The sequence below is a fragment of the Luteitalea sp. genome (assembly GCA_009377605.1).
Lineage (GTDB): Bacteria > Acidobacteriota > Vicinamibacteria > Vicinamibacterales > Vicinamibacteraceae > WHTT01.
The window spans coordinates 23242-48048 of the sequence record WHTT01000026.1; the positions used below are offsets into that span (position 1 = coordinate 23242).

At 62.2% G+C, this 24807-nt stretch carries 23 protein-coding genes; 14 read left to right on the forward strand and 9 right to left on the reverse strand.

The window, feature by feature from the left end; all coding sequences use genetic code 11:
* The first annotated feature begins 19 nt into the window (after positions 1–19).
* The 13 genes from GEV06_10875 (at position 20) to GEV06_10935 (ending at position 11942) form a co-directional block, all read left to right on the forward strand.
* Positions 20–1276 (forward strand): DUF4910 domain-containing protein, encoded by a 1257-nt coding sequence (locus tag GEV06_10875; protein ID MPZ18400.1) that lies wholly within the window; start codon positions 20–22, stop codon positions 1274–1276.
* A 34-nt stretch (positions 1277–1310) separates the two neighbouring features.
* Positions 1311–2411, forward strand: coding sequence for a ketoacyl-ACP synthase III (locus GEV06_10880; GenBank protein MPZ18401.1), 1101 nt, complete (start codon positions 1311–1313; stop codon positions 2409–2411).
* The gene (locus tag GEV06_10885) at positions 2408–3181 is read left to right on the forward strand and encodes an SDR family oxidoreductase (protein MPZ18402.1); all 774 of its coding nucleotides are present in this window, start codon (positions 2408–2410) and stop codon (positions 3179–3181) included. The genes GEV06_10880 and GEV06_10885 overlap by 4 nt, the downstream gene beginning before the upstream one ends.
* A gap of 102 nt (positions 3182–3283) precedes the next feature.
* On the forward strand, positions 3284–3577 hold the full coding sequence (locus GEV06_10890; GenBank protein ID MPZ18403.1) for a hypothetical protein: 294 nt from the start codon (positions 3284–3286) through the stop codon (positions 3575–3577).
* A 24-nt stretch (positions 3578–3601) separates the two neighbouring features.
* Positions 3602–4735, forward strand: a complete 1134-nt coding sequence (locus GEV06_10895; protein MPZ18404.1) for a GNAT family N-acetyltransferase — start codon at positions 3602–3604, stop codon at positions 4733–4735.
* Between the two features lie 440 nt (positions 4736–5175).
* The gene (locus GEV06_10900) at positions 5176–5814 is read left to right on the forward strand and encodes a hypothetical protein (GenBank protein MPZ18405.1); all 639 of its coding nucleotides are present in this window, start codon (positions 5176–5178) and stop codon (positions 5812–5814) included.
* Entirely contained in the window at positions 5801–6595 is a 795-nt protein-coding gene (locus GEV06_10905; protein MPZ18406.1) for a hypothetical protein, read from the forward strand. The genes GEV06_10900 and GEV06_10905 overlap by 14 nt, the downstream gene beginning before the upstream one ends.
* 62 nt (positions 6596–6657) lie before the next feature.
* A complete protein-coding gene (locus tag GEV06_10910) occupies positions 6658–7458 on the forward strand; it encodes a hypothetical protein (GenBank protein ID MPZ18407.1) in 801 nt (266 codons plus the stop codon).
* A 48-nt stretch (positions 7459–7506) separates the two neighbouring features.
* Positions 7507–8454 carry a glycosyltransferase gene (locus tag GEV06_10915; GenBank protein ID MPZ18408.1) on the forward strand — a complete coding sequence of 316 codons (948 nt, stop codon included), beginning with the start codon at positions 7507–7509 and terminating at the stop codon, positions 8452–8454.
* 41 nt (positions 8455–8495) lie between these two features.
* Positions 8496–9431: a glycosyltransferase gene (locus tag GEV06_10920; GenBank protein MPZ18409.1), complete on the forward strand. Its 936-nt coding sequence runs from the start codon at positions 8496–8498 to the stop codon at positions 9429–9431.
* A gap of 51 nt (positions 9432–9482) precedes the next feature.
* On the forward strand, positions 9483–10655 hold the full coding sequence (locus tag GEV06_10925; GenBank protein ID MPZ18410.1) for a glycosyltransferase: 1173 nt from the start codon (positions 9483–9485) through the stop codon (positions 10653–10655).
* A gap of 64 nt (positions 10656–10719) precedes the next feature.
* Positions 10720–11190: a 3-hydroxyacyl-[acyl-carrier-protein] dehydratase FabZ gene (locus GEV06_10930; GenBank protein ID MPZ18411.1), complete on the forward strand. Its 471-nt coding sequence runs from the start codon at positions 10720–10722 to the stop codon at positions 11188–11190.
* Positions 11187–11942 (forward strand): SDR family oxidoreductase, encoded by a 756-nt coding sequence (locus GEV06_10935; protein MPZ18412.1) that lies wholly within the window; start codon positions 11187–11189, stop codon positions 11940–11942. The genes GEV06_10930 and GEV06_10935 overlap by 4 nt, the downstream gene beginning before the upstream one ends.
* Positions 11943–11967: 25 nt before the next feature.
* Here the strand turns inward: GEV06_10935 and GEV06_10940 are convergent, their stop codons facing one another.
* The 3 genes from GEV06_10940 to GEV06_10950 all read right to left on the reverse strand — a co-directional run bounded on the left by GEV06_10940 (position 11968) and on the right by GEV06_10950 (position 15587).
* Positions 11968–13179 carry a glycosyltransferase gene (locus GEV06_10940; GenBank protein ID MPZ18413.1) on the reverse strand — a complete coding sequence of 404 codons (1212 nt, stop codon included), beginning with the start codon at positions 13177–13179 and terminating at the stop codon, positions 11968–11970.
* Positions 13176–14315 (reverse strand): hypothetical protein, encoded by a 1140-nt coding sequence (locus tag GEV06_10945; protein MPZ18414.1) that lies wholly within the window; start codon positions 14313–14315, stop codon positions 13176–13178. Before GEV06_10945 ends, GEV06_10940 begins: the two co-directional genes overlap by 4 nt.
* 81 nt (positions 14316–14396) lie before the next feature.
* Positions 14397–15587 (reverse strand): glycosyltransferase, encoded by a 1191-nt coding sequence (locus tag GEV06_10950; protein ID MPZ18415.1) that lies wholly within the window; start codon positions 15585–15587, stop codon positions 14397–14399.
* Between the two features lie 277 nt (positions 15588–15864).
* On the opposite strand from GEV06_10950, the gene GEV06_10955 reads away from it, so the two are divergent.
* Entirely contained in the window at positions 15865–16944 is a 1080-nt protein-coding gene (locus tag GEV06_10955; protein MPZ18416.1) for a hypothetical protein, read from the forward strand.
* 46 nt (positions 16945–16990) lie between these two features.
* Here the strand turns inward: GEV06_10955 and GEV06_10960 are convergent, their stop codons facing one another.
* The 6 genes from GEV06_10960 to GEV06_10985 all read right to left on the reverse strand — a co-directional run bounded on the left by GEV06_10960 (position 16991) and on the right by GEV06_10985 (position 24687).
* Positions 16991–17941, reverse strand: coding sequence for a methyltransferase domain-containing protein (locus GEV06_10960; GenBank protein ID MPZ18417.1), 951 nt, complete (start codon positions 17939–17941; stop codon positions 16991–16993).
* Complete coding sequence (gene asnB / locus GEV06_10965; GenBank protein MPZ18418.1) at positions 17811–19811, reverse strand: asparagine synthase (glutamine-hydrolyzing); 2001 nt, start codon at positions 19809–19811, stop codon at positions 17811–17813. Before asnB ends, GEV06_10960 begins: the two co-directional genes overlap by 131 nt.
* Positions 19812–19814: 3 nt before the next feature.
* Entirely contained in the window at positions 19815–20843 is a 1029-nt protein-coding gene (locus tag GEV06_10970) for a hypothetical protein (GenBank protein ID MPZ18419.1), read from the reverse strand.
* A 5-nt stretch (positions 20844–20848) separates the two neighbouring features.
* A complete protein-coding gene (gene nadE, locus GEV06_10975; protein ID MPZ18420.1) occupies positions 20849–21847 on the reverse strand; it encodes an NAD(+) synthase in 999 nt (332 codons plus the stop codon).
* A 29-nt stretch (positions 21848–21876) separates the two neighbouring features.
* Positions 21877–24156, reverse strand: coding sequence for a tetratricopeptide repeat protein (locus GEV06_10980; GenBank protein MPZ18421.1), 2280 nt, complete (start codon positions 24154–24156; stop codon positions 21877–21879).
* A 276-nt stretch (positions 24157–24432) separates the two neighbouring features.
* Entirely contained in the window at positions 24433–24687 is a 255-nt protein-coding gene (locus tag GEV06_10985; protein MPZ18422.1) for a hypothetical protein, read from the reverse strand.
* Positions 24688–24807 lie beyond the last annotated feature (120 nt).

Consider the following 24807-nt stretch of genomic DNA (forward strand, 5'->3'; position numbering starts at 1 on the left):
AGATCTCGACCCGTCGGAGATGTATGCGCTCATCGAGGGTCTGTACCCGTTGTGCCGCAGCATCACTGGCAATGGCGTGCGAAAGACGTTGCGCAAGGTTCAGGAGCTCCTGCCGATCGAGATCCACGAAGTTGCGTCCGGTACGCAGGTGTTCGACTGGACGGTGCCTGAAGAATGGAATATCCGAGACGCCTGGATCGCGACGCTGGATGGCCGGCGTGTCGTGGACTTCCAGGATTCGAATCTTCATGTGGTCGGATACAGCGTGCCGGTCCGCGAGCGATTTCCCGTCGAGGAGCTGAAGCGCCACTTGCACGTGCTGGAGGATCATCCGGATTGGATACCGTACCGGACGTCCTACTACCACCGGGACTGGGGATTCTGCTTGACCAAGTGGCAGTACGACGCGCTGGTCGAGCCGGAGTACGAGGTGTCGATCGACACGAGCTTGACGGCTGGGGCGCTGACCTACGGCGAGTTGAAGCTCCCGGGCCGTGTCTCGGACGAGATCGTGATCTCGGCGCACGTCTGCCATCCGTCCATGTGCAACGACAATCTCTCCGGGATCGCCGTTGCTACATTTCTCGGCCGCGAGCTCTCCACCTGGGACAGGCGCTTCTCCTATCGCCTGCTCTTCATCCCTGGCACCATTGGCTCGCTGACGTGGCTGGCAACTCATCGCGACGACTCCTTGAACATTCGCGGCGGCCTGAGCCTCGTGTGCTTGGGCGATGCACGTCCGTTGACCTACAAGAAGAGCCTTGCGGGCGATGGTCCCGTCGACCGCGCCGCTACCCGCGTCCTTCATGATCGCGGTCGGGAGGAGACCGTCATCGACTTCTTCCCGTTCGGCTATGACGAGCGGCAGTTCAACGCGCCTGGGTTTCGCATCCCATTCGGATCGCTCATGCGCGGGCGCCACGACCGGTTTCCCGAGTACCACACGTCTGCCGACGATCTGAGCTTCATCTCGGCGGCGCAGCTCGACGATGCGCTCGACGCCTGTCTGGCGATGCTGTCGCGGCTCGAGACCGACGCGATGTTTCAGAATCTGGCGCCGTACGGCGAGCCGCAACTCGGACGACGCGGTGTGTACCGAGCGATGGGCGGCGGCGGCGACCCGGACGACCTCAGCACCGCCATGTTCTGGGTGCTCGCCTTGTCCGATGGGAGCTGGTCGTTGACCGATATTGCCGAGCGTGCCGAGCTGCCGTTGGCGACCATCGAGCGTGCCGCTGACGTGTTGGCGGGCCAGCAGCTTCTTCGGAAGATATAGGGGGTGCCCCCTGGCTGGGCGTAGGATGTAGACCATGGCGCAATCGATCATCACGGCACCGTCGCTGCAGGGTCTCGCCACGTGCGTGCCCGAACGCCGGTTCAACAATCTGACCGACACGACGGCCTTCGCCAAGAATGAAGTGCGCAAGGTGGTCGCCATGGCCGGCGTCACGGAGCGCCGCATCGTCGACGACCGCACGTGCAGTACGGATCTCTGCTTCGGGGCGGCCGAGGCGCTCCTGGAGGATCTGGCCTGGGAGCGAGACTCGATCGACGGGCTGATCATGGTGACCCAGACGCCCGACTATTTCATGCCTTCGTCGAGCTGCCTGCTACACAAGCGTCTCCGGCTGGCGGAGCACTGTGCAGCGTTCGACCTCGGGCTTGGCTGTTCCGGGTACGTCTACGGCCTGTGGCTGGCCTCGATGATGTTGCAGAACGGCGGCCTGCGGCGCGTGCTGCTGCTCCATGGTGAGACGCCGACGCTCTACGCGAACGAAAGTGACCGGGCCGTGTCTCTACTCTTTGGTGACGCCGGCTCGGCGACGGCGCTCGAGCGAAGCGACGCCACCGACGGTAATTGGTACTTCACGCTCCATACCGATGGCACTGGCTACGACGATCTGATTGTCGAAGCTGGTGGCTTTCGCGATCGCTTCTGCGCCAACGAAGAATCGCACTACGTGAAGATGAACGGGGCCAACGTCTTCAACTTCACGATTAAGGTGATTCCCCCGCTCATCGAAGACACACTGCGGTTGGCGGATCGATCCCGGGACGAGGTCGACTACTACATCTTCCATCAGTCGAATCGCTTCATCATGAAGCACCTCATGACCAAGTGCGATCTACCGGTCGCGAAGGTGCCGATCATCTTGGACAGCTATGGAAATCCAGGGGGGCCATCGGTTCCACTGACCATCACGCAGGGTCTGACGTTGGGCGACCGAACCGCCCCACTCTGGTTGATGCTGCTCGGCTACGGCGTGGGCTTGTCCTGGGGCGCGGCGCTCCTCCCTTTGGAGCCGGCGACAATCGTGCGGCACGTCGAGTGGCCGTCCGCCGATACGACCTCGCCCGAATCACAGTTGCCTCGCCGAAGCCACGCGAAGGCGGGAGCCAATACGATATGACACTGGGCGCCGCCTCTTTCCTCGATTTCGGTGGGAAGTGGGTCATCATCACGGGCGCCTCGTCTGGGATTGGCCGCGCGTCGGCCGTAGAGCTCAGCCGACACGGCGCCCGCCTGGTGCTGGTCGGACGCAATGGTCCAACGCTCGACGACACCCGCCAATCGCTCGACGGTGACCGACACGAGACCCTTGCGCTCGATCTTTGTGACCTGTCAGCGATCGGTCCGGCGATCGCCCGTATGGCAAAGCAGGTAGGCCGGATCTACGGGCTGTGTCATGCCGCCGGGATCGTCGTGACCAGCCCGCTCAGGACGAGCACGGCTGACGTCGTGCAGTCCATGATGACAGTCAATGTCCAGGCTGGATTAGAGCTCGCGCGTCATGTGACGCGCCGCGATGTCATGGAGCCGGATGCCGGCAGTCTCCTGTTCCTGTCATCGATCTACGGCAAGGTAGGGGCCGCTGGTGAGACTGGTTACTCTGCCACCAAGGGAGCGATCGCCGCGGCGGTACGCGCCATGGCCATCGAGCTTGCCCGCCGCAGGATCCGCGTGAACGCGATCTCGCCGGGACTGGTGAGGACGCCAATGACGGACCATGCGTTGGGGGCTCTCACTAGGGAGCAGGTATCGGCTCTCGAGCAGAAGCATCCGCTGGGCCCCGGCTCGCCCATCGATGTCGCGCGCGCCGTGGTGTTCCTGCTCGCCCCAACGACGACCTGGATTACGGGCACTGACCTGGCAGTGGATGGAGGCTATTCCGCCCAGTAGCGCAGGCCTTCAGGCCTGCCTGCCCGCCGCCGGGCAGGCCTAAAGGCCTGCGCTACGACTGTCGATGGTAATAACTTTCGGGCTGAAGGAGGATCGTTACGTATGAGCATGGAGCAGGACAGCTCACCAAACGCGGTGTCACAAGACGAGGCGCTCGCGTGGGTGGCAGAGATGTTCGAGGAGTCGAGGGAAAACATACAGCCGGCAACAGCTCGGGACGCCATCCCTGCCTGGGATTCACTCGGCCAGCTCGTCCTGATGGCGCAGCTCGACGAACGGTTTGGGATTCGTCTCACCGAATCCGAGTTGCCCGGGCTCCAGTCCGTTCAGGATATCCTGGACGTGTTGCATAGGCACGGTCGCCTTGCGAATGACTCCGTCCGTACGTCTGCGTGATACGGCTGTCGCGCCGCAATCTCAGTGTCCTGGTCCCTTCAACAGCTCGGCCCGTACGTGAGTCAGAGTCTGGGCGTTCCGTACGAGCGCCTCCTCGAGGCCTTCCGCCCTGCTACCGAGGCCGATCTCCCGCGCATCCTCGAGCTGCGCCGCCTCGTGTCCGGCGGCGGTATGTGGTGGGATGACGAGTCGTTCGTCCGGTGGCGTTATTTCAATTCACAGCTCGCCACACACCCGACGCCCTACTGGGTGTTCGAGAGGGAGAACGAGATCATCGGTGGCATGGGGCTCGAGCCCGTCGTGCTCGTGGTCGATGGCGAGGCGCAACCGGCAACGCGCACGCTCGACATCATGGTACGTCCCGATTTCGACGGCCGCGGGTTGGGGGCCCTCATGAACCTCGTGATCTTCGAGCACTACCCGATCACGTTGGTCACGGGCAGCAACGCACGATCGCACAAGCTCATCTCGCGAATGTTCGAGCAGGCCCTCGATCTTCGCGTCTGGAAGACGCTCGTCCGCAGCCGTGACTTCATCGAGCGGCAGGCGAAGCTGGGGCCGCTTACCCGTGTGGCGGCCACGGCAGGCGACGCCCTGCTCGCGCTCGAGCGCGCGCGACGCCGCCGGCGGCCGCCGCCGTCCCTGGAGTTGCGTGAGCTGAATGAGTTCGACGATGACGTGACGGCACTCAGTCGCGCGTCCGAGGGCCAGGGTCGGATCCTGGTGCGGCGCAGCCCCGAGTACTTGAACTGGCGCTTCGTGCGAAATCCGCGATGCCGCTACCGTATTCACGGAGGCTTCGTGAGCGGCCGTCTCGTAGGCTATGTCGTCACCAGGCTGAATCTCGCGCGACCGAATAGTCGCAAGGAAGGAGACATTGCCGATTGGCTCGCCCTGCCCAGCATCGAGGATGGGGTCTCACCCCTTTTCTTCATCATGCACGCCGCAGTGGACCAGCTCATCCACGATGGCGCCCGACTGGTACGGTGCCTCGCGTATGGCACCACTGTTGCTCCCATGATCGAAGCGGCCGGGTTTCGCCCTCGCGCCGACGAGCGGCTACCCTTCTTCGTCCGGGCGAGCACCGGCACGCTGCACAAGCGTTTGGCATCGGGCGAAGGGTGGTTCTTGACAGGTTGCGACTTCGACGTGGAATAGCAGCGACACGACATTGCCTCGCAGCCACCCATGTCACTACGAAGCTTCACCGTGCTAGGATTCTGGGTCCTCAGGGAGGCGACGCCCAGATGACCTTCGGACTGAGGCGGACTGAACGACCATTCTCCGCAGGAGATCCACTTGTGGAACACCGCGCAAGACGGCGCCTTGAGCCCCTCGCGACGCTCACTCAAAAGTTGGTAGACGCTGGGAACCTGATACGGTCACGGTCGGTTGACACACGAAGCTGCAAAACGGTCTGCCTCACTCTCGGTCCCTATCGAAACCTGACTACGTTAACGGCGTCCGTGATATTCCTACATCCCAACTGTCAAGTCCTGAATCACGCAGGCAGCAGGATATTCGGCAACAGACATGTCGACTTCATCGCCGCTTACTCCGACCTTCGGTTCAATCGCTTCGTCCAGTACGCGATTTTCGTGTCCAAGGGTGGGACCAGAGGCAACTATGGCGGCTCCCTGATACATTCGCATGCCTTCGATCCTTCGCATCCGCTGGCTGCGCTGCATCGCAGTCGGGGAGGCCAGATCCTCAAGGATGACATCCGGTGTCTGTTCTGGAAGGAGTCTCTCAGGACCTCGAACGCTATCCGGCGCAGTCACTTTGATTTTGAAGACGTCCTTGCCCGCAACGATCGGTTGCGGTTTCTCCTGCCGATTAGGAATCCCCTCGATTGTGCCGCATCAAATCTCAAGACCGGCCATGTCGCGATCTTTGACGGCCTGAACCGGCACGCGTCCTTGCTGGAGTGCACGCAGGCTGTGTTGGACGAAATTCAGTGGGTTGGTGAGCTTCAACGTCGCTTTCCCGACCGTTTCTTCCATTATTTCGAGCACGAGATATCTCGCGAGATGCTTATCAAACTCGCGGCATTCTTACGTGTCGAGGCAGACACACAGTGGCTCGACGACGCGTTGACGGCTATGGACCTAAAGGATGGCTATGGCTACGACGACCACGTATTGAGGTCGTATGAGCAGTACGTGCGGGATAACTTCAGCGATTTGCCGACTCTTCAAGCTGGGCTACTCACGTTCCTAGACAATGGGCGTCAATAGTTCAGAGCCGATCGCGACACGCCCTCTCAGGCCAGTCGTCAAGAGGCTGATCAACCGTTTGCCCGAAGCGCAGCAATGCGCGCTTTGGCATTGGACCAACCGCAGTGCGTGTGACGCCAGGCGCCGGGAAGTGGTGCACGTGGGAGAGGGCGCAAACGCCGTGACGTACTCGTTGAGCCCCTTCGACGAGCACCGCTGTATCTTCGTGCATGTCCCCAAAGCCGCCGGTGTGAGTGTCGCTATGGCACTCTTCGGCAACCTCGCTGGGGGACACGATGACGCGTCTGACTATTGCAGGCTCTTCGGCCGAGACTTCTGGCGATACTTCAAGTTCACCTTTGTCCGCAACCCATACACACGCCTTGTCTCGGCCTACGAATTCCTCAGAGCAGGCGGACACCCTGCGTGGCCCAGCAATCGCGAATTCAGAGACCAGGTTCTCAGTGAATACGCCGATTTCCAGGATTTCGTCCTGCGGTGGCTAAAGCCCGAGCCCAAGTGGCCCGAGCATTTCCGCCCGCAACACGAGTTCCTCGAGCTTGGCGGCAAGCTCGTGATGGATTTCGTTGGGCGCGTTGAGCGGATCGAGGAGGATTTTGCCAAGGTGTGTGAGCGACTTGGCGTTCACGCGCAGCTCCCCCATGCCAATGAGACGCGCGGAGACCGGGCACGCTTGGAGAGCTACTATGCCAACGAGGCAATCCAGCGGCGTGTTCAGGACGTCTACGCGAAGGATTTCGAGCTCTTCGGCTATTCGGTTCGACCTCCGGCTGAGCCTTGACATGGTTCCGCCTCGCCAGATGGGACCTCGTCAGTCCATGAGTCTTTGTACGGACGGTCCAAATGCTGATTACCCCACAATTTACCTACATTCATCAGCCAAAAACAGGCGGTACGTTCGTCACGGCTACTCTGGTGAAGATCCACGAGGCTCGTGGAGATCGTATAGAAACCGTCCGCATCGATCCGGCGAGCCTCACTCAACTGCCGAACGTCGAGACCGGTCTTGTCCTCAAACTGCAGCTAACCACGCGCGACCAGCATGGAAGATACCGTGACATCCCGGTGCAGTACCGCAATAGACCGGTAGTGGCGACTATTCGCAACCCCTATGATCGATACGTCTCTCAGTACGAGTTCGCGTGGTGGCGCACCCACCCAGAAATGTTCGGTCCCGTGGACGAGGTGACGCAAGCCTACCCGCGCTATCCCGACATCACCTTCGCCGATTTCGTTCACCTCTCGAATAAGAGGTTGATCCGCTATCACCATCCAACCGAACCCGAGCAGACGCCGGGCTTTCACACTCAGCAGTTCGTCGACTTTTACTTTCGGGATCCGGGGACCGTCTATCCGCTGCTCACTGAAGCGTATATCGAATCGAGCGCCTACCGAAATGACATGTGCAACCTGCGGCTCTTGGATCAAACGAATCTCAATCAAGAGCTCCATGAGTTTCTGTTGAGCGCAAGCTACGCACCTGCAGAGATCGAGTTCGTGCGAACTGCCGAAAAAGTATTTCCGCCTGAAGGAGGACGCACTCCCGAACAGCGCTGGGAGCGGTACTATACGCCCGAGCTCAAGGCGTTCGTCCGTCAGAGGGAGGGCCTGTTGTTTGCGTTGTTTCCTCGATTCGATGTGTAGCCGGATACCTATCGAGCGGTTCTGTCATTCGTCAAGCTGAGGCAGCTCATGGGAGCCGACAGCTCGGACAATCTTCACGGTGAGAGTCGGCTCGAATCGCCGAGGTCAGCCGTGACGACCGTGCAGGAGCCATATGTAGCAGCAAGCGCAGGAGTCACGCTGTCCGTTGTGGTCTGCACACGCAATCGTGCCGAACAGCTACAGCGATGCCTCGATACATTCAGCAATCTCCAATCGCCTGTGCCATGGGAGCTGATTGTCGTCGACAACGGCTCAACGGATGACACTGTCGGGCTTCTCGAGCGCTTCAAGCGAGACGCGTCCTTTCCTGTCCATGTGGTCCTAGAGGGCCGTCCAGGATTGGGACGCGCCAGGAATGCCGGCTGGCGGAGGACCTCTGGCGCCATCGTCGCGTTCACGGACGATGACTGCTATCCCGCCCCAGATTACCTCTCGAAGCTTGTCGAGTGTTTCGGCGAGCAGGACGTGGCGTTCCTGGGTGGCAGGATCCTTCTTTACGATGCAGCAGACTATCCCATCACCATCCGTCCCGTAAGGTCACGACTCGACATCAAACCGTACTCGTTCGTGCCAACAGGCGTCATCCAAGGCGCAAACTGTGCCTTCCGGAGGGAGGCGCTGGCAACCGTTGACGGGTTCGATGATGAGATGGGGGCGGGAACCCCTTTTGCATGCGAGGATGTGGAGATCCTCGCGAGGCTGACGTTCGCCGGCTTTGCCGGGATGTACGACCCACGCCCTCTCGTCTACCACCATCATGGGAGACGTGAGGAGGCTGCAGTTGAGTTGCGGAAAGGATACGACTTTGGCCGCGGCGCTTACTTTGCCAAGTGCCTATTGGATCGACAGATGCGGCTGAGCTATCTCAAGCGCTGGTACTGGCAGACGAAGCAGCGTCAGTTTCGAAGGACGGCAAGAGAGGTTGTGGGTGCAATGAGCTATCTTTCGTGGCGGGTACGCTTCCGCCATCGGTAGAATGGAGTCGTGTCCCGTAAAGCCGACACCGAGAGGAGTACGTGCTGTCCGACGAGCCAAAGGTCTCGCTGATCGTCTGTACGCGAAATCGGGGGTCTCGGTTGTTGGAGTTCCTCACGCGGCTCGGGCAACTGGAGTCGCCGCCAGGCGGATGGGAGCTGATTCTGGTCGACAACGCGTCGACCGACTCGACACCGGCGATCCTCGACGAGTTCGCGCGGTCGGCGACTGTTCCGGTCCATTGCGTTCTGGCGCCCGTTGCCGGACTGTCTCGAGCGCGTAACGTTGGCATTGCAGAGTCGTCCGGTGAGCTCTTGGCGTTTACCGACGATGACTGCTATCCGGCACGTGACTATCTCCGGGCCCTCGTTGAGATCTTCGAAGAGCACAAGCCGGGGTTCGTCGGTGGCCTCGTCGTCGTGCACGATCCCACCGATGCGCCAACGCTGTCGTCCATCAGGACGCCGTCGGAGATTCGCCCACGGACCTTCTTGGCGGCCGGCACCATGCATGGGGCCAACATGGCGATCTCCCGCGAGGTGGTCCGGGCCATCGGGGGCTTCGATCCGCACCTCGGCGCCGGCACGACGTGCGTCGCCGGGGAGGACATCGAGTATCTGGCCCGCGCCGCCTGGGCCGGCTGGTCCGGACGTTACGATCCTCGGCTTGTCGTCGCTCATCACCATGGCCGGAAACCCGGGTCTGACGCCATCCGTCAATCGCGAGGCTACGACTACGGTCGAGGCGCCTACTACGTCAAGCTCATCCTCCATCCTCGTGCCCGGCGCACCTACCTGAGAGAATGGTGCAGGCGCGCCTGGTGGCAGCTCGAGGCGGCGATGTTCGGCCGGCCGTGGCGAGAGTTGGTGGGCGGGTTTCGGTATCTGACGAGCCGCCTCCTGCGACCGGAGCCTGTGCCGCGCTTCGATCGGGCACACATGCCATCGCCTGGACACCCAGCGCGGCAACAAGGGTGATTCAACAGCCCGATAGCAGCCGCACTCTTTGTAACCCTTCGCACGCTCGCCATGACGTTGACCGTTGGCTATCTACACGTTGGAGCCGTAGACCACGGCATACGCCGATATAGTCAGTACCTTGCCCAGGAAGCCGCCCGTACGCCGACCGTCCGCGTTCGGGAGCATTGTCATGTCTTTGCCTCAGGCCAGACGCTGCAGCCTGATGAAGCCAAAGACATAGCCAAGGCATTCGGCGACTGCCATCTGGCGCACGTTCACTACAACAAGACGATCTGGGGGGGCCGAGCAGCCGTTCACAACGTCGAGCGCTTCGTTGAGCACCTCGCTTGTCCCTTGGTGGTCACGATCCACGACATCTATGTTCCTCCACGCATGGCTCACCTTCGCCAAATAGTGAAACCCTGGCTAAGGCAGACCATGCGCATTGCTACTCTCGACACACGACAGAGGAGCGTCGTGCTTGCCCGTGGTGACGAGTATCGACACCTTTCCAAGATTGCCGCGATGCTCGTTGTTTGCAGCCGCGAGGAACAGAGGCGTCTCGTGTCGGTCGTTCCGGAGTCCAAGGTACACGTCGTTCCTCACTTCGTCGAGTCGATGCCCCTCTTGCCCGATCCAGCGGCCGCCAAGCGAGAGCTGGGTCTCGTCAACAAAAAGGTAGTGACCCTGCTTGGGTTCATTCATCAGCGCAAGGGTCACGCATTGGTGGTGGAAGCCCTCAAGCTCTTGCCAGAAGAATATGTCGCTGTCTTCTTGGGGGCTCCAGGGGCGGGTCCTGGTTGCGATGAATTCGTCGCTGACCTGCGTGACCGCGCAACAACACTTGGCGTAGAGGGGCGGCTTCGGATCACGGGTTATGTTGATGAGTCCGATCTCGCAACTTACTTGGCCGCCACCGATTTGGCCCTCTGTCCCTTTTCGCGCATGTCGGCGTCGTCATCGTTGTCCACGTGGATTGCATGCCGAAAGCCCATCCTCGGCTCCAACATACCGCAGATCGTCGACTACAATGAGATGGCCCCTGGGGCGATCCACCTCTTTTGGCAATTCACCCCGAGGGGTCTCGCACAACGAATCGAACAAATCACCACAGCAGCGATCGATTCGTCGAGGGACGCGCTCGACAGTCTGGCGGAACGCTTGGCTATTACAGCAGTTTATCGACAGCATGTGGAGCTCTACGAGCGAATCGCCAGAGCTCGCCATGCCAGCGCGGGCTAGTGTCGATGTGTGGTCGGACTCATGAGCACTTCTGGTTGGCTCTGCGGCTGGTGGGAGTGACGGCGTGCGGTTCATCCTCGTAGACGAAATCCTGGCCATGGAGCCAGGGAAGCATGTTCATGGCATCAAGACGATGCCGCCTCACGAAGATGTGTTTCGAGATCACTTTCCTGGCTTTCCGGTCGTCCCTGGCGTCCTGCTGGTCGAGATGATGGCGCAAACCGCTGGCAAGTGCCTCGATGCGGAAAGCCCTGAGCGCGGCAAGGCGATGCTCGTTCAGATCCGGAAGGCCTCATTTCGCCAGTGGGTCTCGCCAGGGCACAGAGCCGACATCTACGCCGAGATCAAGGCAAGCGCCCCGGCATTTGCGACCGCGACCTGCCGCGTTGCTGTCGAGGAGCGTGACGTCGCCGAGGCGGAGCTGTTCTTTTCCTTCGTTGCGCGCACCGCACTTGCCGCCGACTATCGCGATGAGGTGCTGGAGCGATATCTCCTGCGGCGGAACACGGGCGGCTCGTCGAACGCCACGCCATGAGCGACACGTTCTCCCTCGCGGGCAAGCGCTTCCTGGTGACCGGCGGCACGCGCGGCATCGGTCGCGCCATCTCGGCGTGTTTCTCGCAGGCTGGCGCCAACGTCATTGCCAATTACGCCCACAACGAGGAGGCTGCGCAGTCGCTTGCCACGGGAACGAGCGGAAGTGGAGCGCCCATCGAGCTCTGTCGAGCGGACGTGACATCGCCAGAGGGCAAGAGACGCGTGCTCGAAGCGGTGGGCACCGCTCCGCTCTCTGGCTTGGTCCATTGTGCCGCCACCGGCATACACCGCCCGTTCGATGATCTGACGTTGCGGCACTGGGACTTCACCTTTGCCCTGAACGTGCGGGCCTTCTTCGATCTGGTTCAAGCGCTTCTTCCAAGGTTTGGTCCGGGCTCCAGCATCCTCGGGCTGTCGTCAGAAGGCGCGGTCCACGCATTTCCACACTACACGCTGATCGGTGCGTCCAAAGGAGGGCTGGAGGCGCTTTGCCGCCACCTGGCACTCGAGCTCGCGCCGCGGGGCATTCGTGTCAACCTGCTATCACCTGGCAGTGTTCTGACGGAGGCATGGGATGCGTTCCCCGACAAAGAGCGTCGTCTCCAGGATGCGATTAGTCGCTCACCCCGAGGCCGCCTGACGACTCTCGAGGAGGTCGCATTGGCGGCCCAGTTTCTGTGCAGCGACGGCGCTGCCGGTATCAACGGGCACACGCTCGTGGTCGACGGCGGGCAGCGAGTGCGGGGCTAGGACGAGGGCGTTGCCCGACACCCTCTCATCCGAGAGCATCTTCTGGACGCCGTGGGGCTAACCTCTCCACCACGTCAGTCAATCGCATGCTGTCGGTTTCCCAGTTATAGCGAGCCCGGATGGCCTCGAATCCACGCCGGCCCATGTCCGCGCGTACGTCGGAGTCGGTTAGCCGCAACAGACACTCAGCGAAGGAGGCGGCGTCGTTGTCAGCGCAGACCAGGCCGCAGCCGACCTCGTCGACAATCCGCTGGATGGGCCGCACGTTTGTACACAGCACCGGGATACCTGAAGCCATGTAATCAAAGAGCTTGTTTGGAATCGTGTGGTTCCAGTGGCTGCATACATGGTACGGCAGTACACCAATATCACTCTCGGCGTACAGCTCCTTCACGAAGTCGTGCTCGAGCCAACCGTGAAACTGCACCAGCGGGCCGAGGCCAAGCCGGTCTGCCAGCGCGCGGCATTCTGCCAAGGCCGCGCCCGTCCCCACAACGTGAAGCACGACGCTTGGCCGAGGAACATCGGCGGCAGCGTACGCAGCCAGACCGTGGAGGGCGTTGTCGATTCCTCGAAGGCGCGTGACGAACCCAACGTAGATGATCTTCAGAACGTCCTTGCGGAGGTGGGTTCTCGGCGTTGCAGCCGCTGTGGTGCGAGGCGTATTGGAAACGATGGTGATCTTGGCTGCGTCGAAGCCTAACTGGAGAAGTCGGTCGCGGGACTCTTCGATCATGACCAGCACGTGGTCGGCATAGCGGACCGATATGCGCTCCAACAGCGCCGCAAAGTGCGGATTCTTCAGCATGTAATTGCCGGCCTTCTGATCGCTGAAGCGCAGAGCCGAGGCGTACATCGCAGGATAACACTCGGCCATATCGAAGACGATGCGGCGCCCGAGGATCCGACCGATGAGGAGGGCAGCCGGCATCAAGGGCAGATCTCGCACGATCACAACGGGCGCACCGGTCCGGCGCAGGGTTCGGAAGATTGCGAATAACCACAGCGGATTAAAAAAGACGGGGAGGCTGACGGCGTCATTCAGGCGGCCGAAAATCCCGGGCAGCGCTTGAAGTCGCCTGATCGTGATGGCGTCTAAGCGTTCGTGACGGGCGCGACGTGCCGTATTGTTCGCTACAAGCGTGACACTATGGCCCCGCTCTGCGAGAGTCTTGACGATTTTTTCGACGCGAACATCCCATGGATAGTCTTCCTTGTAAACAAAACATACGTTCAATGCCGCATCTCCAGGCGTTTCGAGGCGAGCGGTCGCCTCGAGGCGAAACGCAACAACTTCTTCAAGATCAAATGTCGTCGCACATGGGGTTCATACCGGCGAATATTTAGCACGATGTGCGCGAACTTGAGCACAACCAACAGCACCAACCTGAGCTTCTGCGCACGGGCATACGTCAGCGGTCCGCGACCTAGATCCCGATTGATCGCATCCCTCAGCCGTGCGTGCGCAGCGAGCTCGCGCTGGGCAGTCTGTCCATCGACTGGGGCCGGTTGGTAGTTTCGTCTGACACGCACTGGAATCAGCGCATGGGACACCCCGACACGGCGGTCGCGTGCGAACGTAATTTGCACCACGACCGTGCGCAGGCAGGTCTGCCACCATGTTTTGTCGAAGACGAAGTTCCCGAGACTGTACGCGATCAAGCCGTGCTTGTATCGCTCACAGCCCTGCACGACGTGGGGATGGTGGCCGAGCACGACGTCGCAACCATGGTCGATCAGGATGCGTCCGAGATGAGTCATGTCCCGTGAGGGATACGTCATGTACTCGAGGCCCCAGTGCATCGAGACCACAACGTAGTGGACCGATCTCCTGAGGCGCGTGAGGTCTGCCAAGATACCCTCTCTGCGAGTCGCGGCGTACAGCGGGTCACCGTCAAAGTACTGCTCCCACTCGTGGGAATAACCCAGGAATCCAATCGAGATTCCGTTTCGTTCCAGAATGACTGGCTCAGAGTGATACTCGCCGCCGCTCGCGATGCCTAGGGGTGCGATGCCGTTGTTCCTGAGAAGCCGAGTCGTATCTCGGAATGCTTCTGCACCGTACTGGAGCGTGTGATTGTTAGCGATGTTCATCACATGAAAGCCGGCGTCCACGCACGCCTCGACTGCCTCCGGAGCGCCCCGCAGATAGACCGATTGGGGATCCCGGCGCTCGAGTCCTCTGTCGGAGAGCACGCACTCCAGGTTACCGAAGAGAAGGTCGCCGTTCTTCAAGACATCACGGATTGCATCGAAGATGAAATGTGGACCGCAGGCTTCGATCGCGCTTCGGGTGCCAAAACCTAGACTGATCAGGCTGTCGCCCAGACACACATCGCCTACCGCGTTCAAAACTAGTTCATCCTTGCTCATTGGCTTTCCCTCTAGCTCTCCACCTCTCGAGCGTCATGACCGTGCCTCGAGATAGCAGCATCGTCACAACGATCTTCGATGTCAGCCCGCAGCCGCGACCTCGCGATAAAGCTCCAGGTAGAGCTCCAGGTAGAGCTCCGCCATGACTCGACTACTGAACCGAGACGACGACTGGGTCAGCGAGTACTCCGCCAGTTGTGAGGCAAGCGCACGGTCGTCTATGCAGCGCAGAATCGCCCTCGCCAGAGCGCTCGAATCACCAGGTTCGACCAATAGGCCGCCTCGCCCCTCGTCGAGCACGTTTGGAACGCCGCCTACGCGGCTCGCCACGATTGGTACGGCCGCTTGCATCGCCTCCAATAGAACGATCGGAAGCCCCTCCGTCAATGACGGTAGAACGAAGACATCGAACAGGCGCAGATAATCCTTCGCGTTGCTCCGATATCCTGGCATCAAGACTCGGTCGCCGAGTCCGAGATCGCGGGCATGTCGCTCGAGCGGCGCGCGTTGCCTGCCCTCGCCCAGGATCAGCACCACGACGTCGTCTCGATCGCGCGCGATCTGTCCGACGGCGCGCAACATGAGGTCGAAACCTTTCTCTCGCGACAGCCGCCCGATCGCACCAATCACAACTGACCCGCTCTTACAGAACCGAACAATATCGTCGTCTACGAATGAGGATGTATCGGCGGACGACGCGGAGGACACAGGCGCAGCTTGAGGGATCCCGTTCTCGATGACGCGCCAACGCCGGTCGTGCAGGCGATTCAACCCGCGTGTAGCCGTCATACCGCGATGAACCAGCACGACGCGATCGGCACATCGCAATGCAAGGCGGTCGACGCGATGATACAGCCACATTCGGCTCAGGCCGCTAACGTCCGTGTACCCATGCACGGTCGCAACCAATGGAATCGATCGCAGTCGCCTGGGCAGGAACCCAAGGAGGATGTCGCCTTTGTAGCCATGGCTGTGCAGAACGTCGGCCGCCTCGTCGCGGGCTAGATGAAGAACTTGCAATGCCCCTCTGAGGTTCGGTCCAGGTAACATTCGGACGATCCGTACTGGCAGCCCGCGCTCTCGAGCGGCTCGTTCCACCGGTTTCTCACCGCAACCAGGCGAGCCGATGGACACAATCGTGGGTATGTGGTTGAGCTTCTGCTGCTCGACGGCTAGCTCTAGTAGCACTCGTTCGGCACCGTAGAGACCGGCGCTATCGATTATGTGAAGCACCCGTAGCGCAGTCGTCCGATTTTTGGCGAGGGATTGCAAAATCGTAAATCTCCTACGGAACTGTCACATCGCGTATCTCTGGAACGTCGCAGGCCGAACAGATTTCGGGCAGGATCGGAGCTATGGCCGGCGCACGAAGCCGCGTACGGTATCATGGCCCGTGCCTTGCTATTCTACGAGTCATCGTCACCGTCGTGCCACGAAAGGGTTCGTAATGGCCGCCGTTGAAATCATGAATTCTCTTCCAACGAAATCCGCCATCGCCGGGGCATTGCTCCTCACCCTCGGCAGTATTAGTGTCGCTCAAGCTCAGCCAGTGATCACTGCGAGTTCTGGAGAGTGGTCGCACAAGGCGAACGTGACGATCACGGGCGCGCGGTTTGGGTCCAAGCCCAACCCTGCGCCAATCGTGTGGGACGATGCGTCAGGCACGAACCTTCGTGACAAGTGGGATGGCGGCTGGCCGGACCGGGCGAAGAATTCCGACTTCAACATTGGCTATCGACGGCCTATTCGTGGCGTCTCTCCACCTCACAACCGCGTGGGCCGCTACCTCGCGGGTGCACACGGCGAGTCCACGGCCAACGCAGGCTACAACGTCATGGTCTGGAAAGCGTACGAGAACACCGGATCTATGTATCTTTCCTACTGGTACCAGATGGATCCCGCTTGGACATTCGGTGGAGACAACAACCACAAGCTTGCAATCCACTCGGTTGGAACCCCGCCGTACGTACCGGACCATTTCAACTATGAATACAACGTAAGACCTACGAGCCCGAGCTCTGACGTGAAGTGGCACGTCTACACGAACAGTCCTGAGTCGTTTTTGGGCCCGAATCCGCGGTTGAAGGACAACCACACGTGGTTTGGCGCTGAGGGAACCAACCCGGTCGGTCGTTGGGCCAAGCACGAGATCATCGCCAAGTGGAGCGCCGGCAGCGACGGCATGCTGGTCATCTACGACAACGGCAAGAAAGTGCTCGAATATCAGGGACGCACCGATGGTGCCCCGGGAACGAAGCGCGTCGAGGCCATCGGCGGTTTTGGTCGGCCGTACGGGAAGCCAAACAACTGGCGGTATTTTGCCGACCTCTACTTCGACACCACGCTCGCCCGGGTCATGCTCGGCAACGCTTCTTCGTTGGAGAGATCCACCAAGCGCGAAGTCCAGATCGCCACGCAGTGGGCCGACTCGTCCATTACGCTCTCGGTCAATCTGGGCGTGTTCAATCAAGGAGAGACCGCGTATCTCTATGTGGTCGACTCCGATGGAAACGTCAACGAGGAAGGCTATCCGATAAAGGTCGGCGGCTCTGGCGGAGGCGATCCGGGACCGGGACCGGACCCGACTACTCCCAAGGCACCAGTGGGCCTGCGCGTCGTAGGTCCCTGACACGTCTCTTGTCTCTCGAGCCGTCCAGTTATTCCAGGACATTTCCCTACTTCTGTAGGACAAGGATGCTGTACCAAGCCCACCTGCCCGCCCGTGGCACGAGGCGCAGGAGAACGTCATCCACACGCATGAGCGAGTGCTGCACGACTGGTGCGAAGCGCGCGAGGCCTGGGAGGTAACAGAGTCCCATTGCGGCTGACGCGAGCAGAAGCTGGTCGTGATGCTCGAATCGAGCGAATCCTCCTAGCCCCTTCGAGAGAGCGTTGAGGTCCAGCGGCGCCTCGTCCGGTGTGCGGTACTGCGGCGTCAGGTGTCGATACAACCTGATCGCCGGATTCGACGCCAGTGGTTCGGCAAATATGGCCCTGCCACCCGCTTTCAGGACCCGGCGCAACTCTGCCAGGGCGCGGTACTGATCTAGATGGTGTAGGATCGCGAACCCGACAGCTAGATCGAAGCTGTCATCCCGATACTTCAGTTCTTCGCCGCCCATCACGTCGACCGCACAGTGGTCCAGAAGATGCGCCGCCTTGAGCACCTCGCGCGTGTTCTCGACCGCCTCTGACGAGATATCGAAGGCAGAAACCCTTGCACCGCGGCGGGCCAGTTCCTTCGTGACCCACCCGCGTCCGCATCCGTACTCGACAATCTGCTTGTTGGCCAGATCGTCACCAAGGAACAGCATCATCCGCTGGAAGATTGGGTACGTAGGATGGGCCCGATAGTGGCGAGGCCCCGAGTCTCGCATCGCCCACTTGTGGTCGTGGAAGAGCGCCTCCACTCGATGCCGATCGGTCAAATTCGTGTGAGGGTGATTCTCAGCCATCATGAACTTTCCGGAACAGCATTGACGTAGCCTTGGCACCTCAGTAAATGGCCGCCTTGTCCACGACGGTTCGCGGCGTGACGCGCGCACCTGCAACCGGGCGGCGTCGAACGAAGCGGTCGTGGAGAACCTGCGTCGAGAGGACCGCGACAACAGCCATGTTGTCGGCATTGGAGAACTGACCGGCCGCTCCGCGCGCCCGGCACTTCGCGAGCAACTGACGCGCGGCGGGCGGATTGAAGATGCCAGCTTCTGCGAGCGCGCGCTCGCTTGCAACCTCGTCAATCCATTCCGGCCGCCGAGGTCCTACGAACGATAAAGCATCCGGAGCCCGATAGGGCTGTTTCGGGCGAGCCAGGATCTCATTCGGCACGAGGTCGCGCGCCGCGCGCTTCAACACGTGCTTCTCGTCAAGCACACGGAGCTTGTAAGACGGAGGCAGCGAATCGGCGAGCGCTGCCACCTGGCGGTCGAGAAACGGAAAGCGCCCCTCAACCGAGTGGGCCATGAGCATGCGGTCGCCCTGCGACGAGAGAATGTACCCGGACAAGAGAGTGCGAATCTCGAGGTACTGGTCCTGCGCCAGCGACGACCAACGCGGAAAATCGTCCGGCAAATCGGTCAGCAGGTCCCGCCGCACGTCGCAACCAGCAGTGGCCGCGCGATGCTCGGCCGACAGCAAGCGCCGGAGCGCGCTTGCAGCACGCCATCGAACGTCGTGACCAAACCCGGCCTCGCGCCACGCACCAAGATCCTGTCCAAAGAACTGCTGCGTGAGCGCCCGCTGCGACACGGGCGAGCGGGCCAGGTACGGATAGAGCCGCTCGAGCAGTTGAGGCCGGCGCGTCGAACCTGGCTGGCGGGCCCAGAAGCGGCGCACCTTCGCCTCGCGAAAGAGATCGTATCCGGCAAACAGCTCGTCGGCGCCCTCTCCCGTCAACACGACCTTGATGCCAGCGTCACGCACCAGCTTCGAGAGCAGATACAACGGCGCCGGAGCCGTGCGGAGAATCGGCCGCTCCGTGTGCTCGATGACTTCGGGAAAGAGCCGGGCGATGTCCTCGCGCGACACCAGCACCTCGCGATGGTCGCTGCCCAGATGCTGCGCCATCAGACGCTGATAATGCGTCTCGTCGTATTCGGCATCCTCGAAGCGCAGCGAGAAGGTACAGAACTTTTCCCCCTTGGCTTTGAGACCGAGCGCCGCGACGAGCGAGCTGTCCAAGCCGCCCGAGAGATAGCTGCCCACCGGGACGTCGGCGCGCAGCATCCGGAGCTCCGTTGCCTGCTCGAGCGCCCCGCGAACCGCCTCCACCGCCTCGTCTCGTGACCCGGAAAACTCTCCCTCACCATCAACCGGATACCGCTGCTCCACCGCCCAGGAGGTCGACGCTCCGCCCCGCCGGTAGATGCGCGTGACTCCAGGCTCGACCTCGCTGACGCCGCGAAACACGCTCTGCGGCGCGATCGTTGTCCAGAACGTGAAGAGCTGCTCGATGCCGAGCGGGTCCAGCTCACGCGGTATCGTACGGTCTGCTGCGAAGATGGCTTTGACCTCACTTGCGAAATAGAAGCGACCGCCGTGCTCACAGACGTACAAGGGGCGAACGCCGAACGGATCGCGCGCCAGCACCAGCGCACGCTCACGGCTGTCCCAGAGCGCGACCGCCCATTGGCCGTTGAAGCGCTCGAACGCCCGCGGACCCCACGCCTCGTACGCGTGGACAATCACCTCGGTATCGCTGCGCGTGCGGAATTGGTGCCCGAGCCCCCGGAGCTCGTCGCCGAGCTCGATGTAATTGAAGATCTCGCCGTTGAAGACGACCCAGAGCGTGCCATCTTCGTTCGAAAGCGGCTGTTGGCCAGTCGCGACGTCGATGATCGAGAGGCGTGCGTGGCCGAGACCGGCGCTCTCGTCGCGGTAGACGCCGAGCTCGTCTGGACCGCGGTGCCTGAGCGCGCTCGCCATCTCGATGAGCCGCTCCGTCGATGGCGGCGCCAGGTCATCTCGCAGCGTGACGATGCCGGCAATTCCGCACATGACTCATTCCCTGGGTAGGGACGCCTCGCCGAGGCGTCCAGATTGTGCCTCGCCGCGGCGTGCGGAAGGCGTCTCGCCGGGGCGTCGAGACGACGCGTTGTTCGGCGAACGCGCCCGACCATGGCGCTTCCACCGCCAGGCGACCCCTTCCCGTACGCGGTGATACCCCTTGCGTAGGATGCGGAACGGATGCCCGGTCACTCCCGGCGGGTAGCCAAGGTCCGCGAGTGCCCGCCCGGCCAGCTCATGGGCAACGGCCTGGTCGGCGGCCGACAGCGTGCGCATCCACTTCAACGCCTGCGTGGCGAGCGGCCGGTCGCTCAGGTGCCCATGAATCGGCGTACGAATGTTCCCGCCCACCTTGGTCTCGGCCCCTTCCGAGTACTGCAGCATCTTCTCTTCGAACTCCACGCCGATGAAATCCGTCAGCCGGCGCAGCTCGGCCTCCGGTTGCGCAACCAAGTCCTCGAACCGCAGCTCCACACACCTGTCGGCCGGGAGCATCCCGAGCATCTTCCGGGTCCAGGTCACATCCTCGGCCCAGGAGCGGACCGCCGTGACGAAGTCGTTCGGTCCCCACTTCTGCTGAATGATGGAGAGCGCGACATCGCGCCCGTCCCGGATGAGATGGATGAAGCGCGCGTCCGGAAACAACCGGTTCAGGATGTGGGCCTCGGTCGCATATTCCGGCGTCTTGTCGCCCCACAGATCCTTCCCAAAAGTACGCGCGTAGGCCAGGTAGAGCTGGCGAATCGTCTCCTCCAGGCTCGTACACCGGTCCAGGTCGATGTCACTCGGCGTCAGCTTGCGATCCCAGAGCTGGACGTAGCGCTCAGCCAAGATCTCCTGGACGAGCGCCAGACGCCGTTCGGGCTCTCCAAGATCACCGAGCGCTGCTCGGCGCTCGTAGTAACGAATGAAGAAGTGCGACTCGTTGGGGATGGCAATCCGCGAGTGCGCATCGAGCATCAACCTCAGAAGGGTCGTGCCCGAGCGGTTGAGGCCAATGATGAAGATTGGAGCTGTGCTCATTTCTATCAATCGATCTCCGGTACGGTCTGGACGAGGCGCGGGCTGGCGTGAAGATAGCGCGTCGCGCGCCGCTTGCGCTCGATGTCTCGATAGACGCGCGCCACCTGCTCCTCCGAACGCCCGAGCACTGCGGCGACCTCGACTACCGGCACACCATGATTGAGCCCGTACAGGCAGAGATCCATCTCATCGTAGGGCAACGTGAAGTAGAACTCCTCCTGCGTCTGCGGCAGCGAGAACGTATCGGTGGTCGGCGTACGGCTGCGGATACGCTCCGGCACACCGAGGTACGCTGCCAAGGCGTAGACTTGTGTTTTGTAAAGATGCGCGATCGGCTTGAGGTCTGCCGCCGCGTCTCCCTGCTTGACGAAGAACCCTTGGTCGTACTCGAGGCGGTTTGGCGTACCAGCCACGACGTAGTTCAGCCGATCCGCGTGGTGGTACTCCATCATCTTCCGGACACGTTGCTTGAAGTTCGTCGCCGCCACGAGCTGGAGGTATGCTGCCGCGGACAGGCGGACCTTCGTCTGACGCCCCGCCGGGTCTTCTGCCGTCAACTGCGAAACGTTGAGACGCTCCTCGTCTGCAAGTGATGGCAGCGTGATCTTCGAGCGCCAACCTTCGCCATACTCGGGAATCGCCTGACGAATTGCGTCGACCTGCCTTTGATAGCAACCCACGGCCTCGAGGGCGGGCGTGATGTCCTCGACGAGGTGCGCGATCCCCAGATGGGATGCCAATTGCTCTCCAAGGAGCGTCGACTCCGGCGAGGAGTCTCGCTCGGGCATCAAGATCGCCACGACGCGGCCAGCGCCCAAGGCGCGCGCACAGAGAGCAGCCACGACGGCGCTGTCGACGCCGCCGGATACGCCGACGACCGCGCCACGCCGTCGAAAGCCGCGGACCTCGTTGCGAATCGCCTCCTCGATCGCCGCCGAGACAGCGGCCGGATCGATGGTGAGCACGTCTCTGGACAGCTTCGGGTTGTGGACCACACCAGGCATCGTTGTCGCGTCGCACGCGAGCGGAAGACTCACGACTGCGCGCGTAGGAGCGCGCGGGCGTCCTCGGCACCCGCGAAGTCGGCCTGAATCTCGAGCGCCTGCTCGAGCTCGCGCCGCGCGGCGCTGTCGTCGCCTGCCTTCGAGTACGCGAGGCCCAAGCGATACCTGAACTCCGGCCGGTTCGGCGCCCGCTTGACCGCTTCTCGGAGCGGCGCAATCGCCAGCGTCGGCTGGCTCTTCTGCAGATACACGTAGCCGAGCGTATCGTCGACCTCCGCCAGTTCCGGCAAGGCCGCCTTGGCGTTGCGGGCGAGCTCCAACGCCATATCCAGGTTCGTTCCCTGCTCCGCGTACAGCCACGCGAGATTGTTGGCGGCGACGGCCGCCCGCGGATTCACGTCCACGATCCGTTCATACCGCTTCTGCGCCTCTGCCCTCTTACCTTGCGTCTGCACGATGATGGCGGCCATCGTCCGGGCCGCTACGGGCTGCGGCTGGCGAGCCGCCAGCGCGTCGAACTCGCGCAGCGCCTGGTCCAACTTGCTCTGAGAGAGATAGAGCCGACCCAACAGCTCGTAGGCGTCGAACGTCTCCGGGGCAACCTTCAGACAGGCGCGGAGGATCTCCTCGGCACGGTCCGCATCACGCGCCGCCAGGTGCGTACGGGCGGCGACCAGCAGGACGCGTGCATCTTCTGGCGATTCCTTCAGACGCGCATCGACGCGCGCCAGCGCAGCCTCTTGGCGGCCGTCGGCCAGGTCGAGCGAGGCCAACGCCGCCGTGGCATCGATAGACGCGGCGTCGAGCTGAAGCGCCCGCTGGAACGCTGCGCGGGCGTCGCGCCGGTTGCGCTGCTGCACCCGCAGCCTTCCGAGCTCGGTGTGCACGGCCGCCACCTTCGGATGCGCCTTCAAGAGCGCGTTCAGCTCGGTCTCTGCCTGGTCGAATCGGCGCTGCGCCATGTAGCCGCGCACGAGCAACATGCGCGCCGTTGGATCGTGTGGATCGGTCTCGATGGCCTGGCGGGCGAGCTGGACGGAGGCGGCCGGCGCGCCACGCGCGAGCTCCAACTGTGCGAGCTGCACTTGTGCAGCCGTCGCCCGTGGGTTGAGGCGCAGCACCTCGTTGAATGCCTCGACAGCCGCCTTGGTGCGGCCCTGGGCGGCGAGGATGGTGCCAAGCTGATATCGCGCCGACACGCTGCGCGCATCCACCTTCACCGCTCGCGCGCTCACCTCACGCGCCTCATCGAGCTTGCCGTCGGATCGAAGGAAGCCCGCCTTCACGACGAGCGCTTCCACGTTCTGAGGGCTGACGGCGAGCGCCTTGTCGATTTTCTTGTACGCGTCTTGGGGCTGCTCTTCCGTGTATGCGAGGAAGGCCAGCCTGATGAGCGCCGGCGCCGCAGTCGCTTGCTCGCCGCTCAGCACCTCCAGCAGCTTTCGGCCCTCACCCTCTCGGTCGCTGCGCAAGTAGTAGTCGGCCAGCTGCAACCGGGCCCCCGCGTGGCCACTGAGCTCGGCCACCGCCTTCAAGTGCGGCTCCGCCTTCGCCGCACGGTCGGTGCTCACGTACAAGCTCGCCAGCGCTCGATGTGCGAGCTGGTTCTGCTCGTCCAGCTCGAGCGCGCGCTCCAGCGATTCCTCCGCCTCCGGCATGCGCCCGGCCGACCAGAAGAAGTTGGCGAGCGCCAGCTGCGCATCAGCCGACTTCGGCTCCACTTCGACGGCCCGCCTGAATGCCGCCTCAGCATCAGCAGGCTTCCCCTGCGCCGCATGGACCGCCCCAAGCGAGGCATAGCCACGCGCCTGTGAGGGATCGAGCTCGATGGCTTGCTCGATCTGCTCGACGGCCACTTCGAAGTTCTCGAGGCCGGCAATGGCGTTGCCGAGCAGGATGTGGGCATCGACCAGATCAGGATCGACCTCGAGGGCCCGCTCCGCGCGCGCCTTCGCATCCTCGAAGCGCCCGGCCATCAGCATCAGCGTGCCAACCTCCACCTGCAGTTTGGTATCACGCGGCAGCAAATCCGCCGCACGCACGTACTGCTGGACGCTCGCGCGCAGGTTGCCCACCTCCGAGTACGCTTTCGCCAGGTTGACGCGCGCCTCGGCGAACTTCGCGTCCTGCTTCAGGGCGTTCTGGTACTGGATGATGGCTTCGCGATACTTACCCTGAGCGACGTATTGATCGCCGCTCTCCAGATACTCTCGCTTGGCCTGTTCCGGATTCGAGCAACCAGCGGCGATCGCCGTCAACGCGACCGTGACCGCGACAGCTGCTCGCCACCTCGTTGCGTACGGAGTCATAGTGTCTGCTTTCAAGTCCTCTTGATTAACGACAGATGATTGTCACCTGTGTCTTGCTCTACACCGACAGCCGCTCCGCCTACCACGGTCGGCGCCAATCACGGCCCGGCACGCACGACCACTGGCTTCGACCAGCAGCCGGGTGAGCCTGCGCTGCCCGACATCGAACCAGCGGCCACCGACGGAGTCAGCCCCGAACGCTGCGCACGTGCGGTGAGCCAGAGGTCCGGCTCATAATGTGCTAGCGGAGCTGGTGACGAGCAGTCAGCCGCGAGACTAGTCAAATGAGGGCCGGGAAGCCAGGGGCAGGCTGAAGCCGTCCGCCACGGCTTCCTCCTGTGGGGCCGCCTCCTGTCGGGCCGCCGGCACGTCGGCTCGCGAGTGCTGCAGCACTTGTCCCGTCGCCGTGCGAATCTGTAGCGTATAGGCAATCGGCAACCGATCGAGCAAGGGGCGCAGCGCCTGCAGCAGCATCGGCGCGAACCGATCCTCGTCGTCTGGGTTGGCGGAAGAGACGAAATGAATGTCCATGAGCGAATCCTGCGACCTGACGAACCTCTCATCGAATAAGGGACGCCTCGGGGAGGCGCCCTCCCTTCCGCCTCTGGTAGGGCGCGTTCGCCGAACGCGCCGTGCTAGACGTTGCTGCCC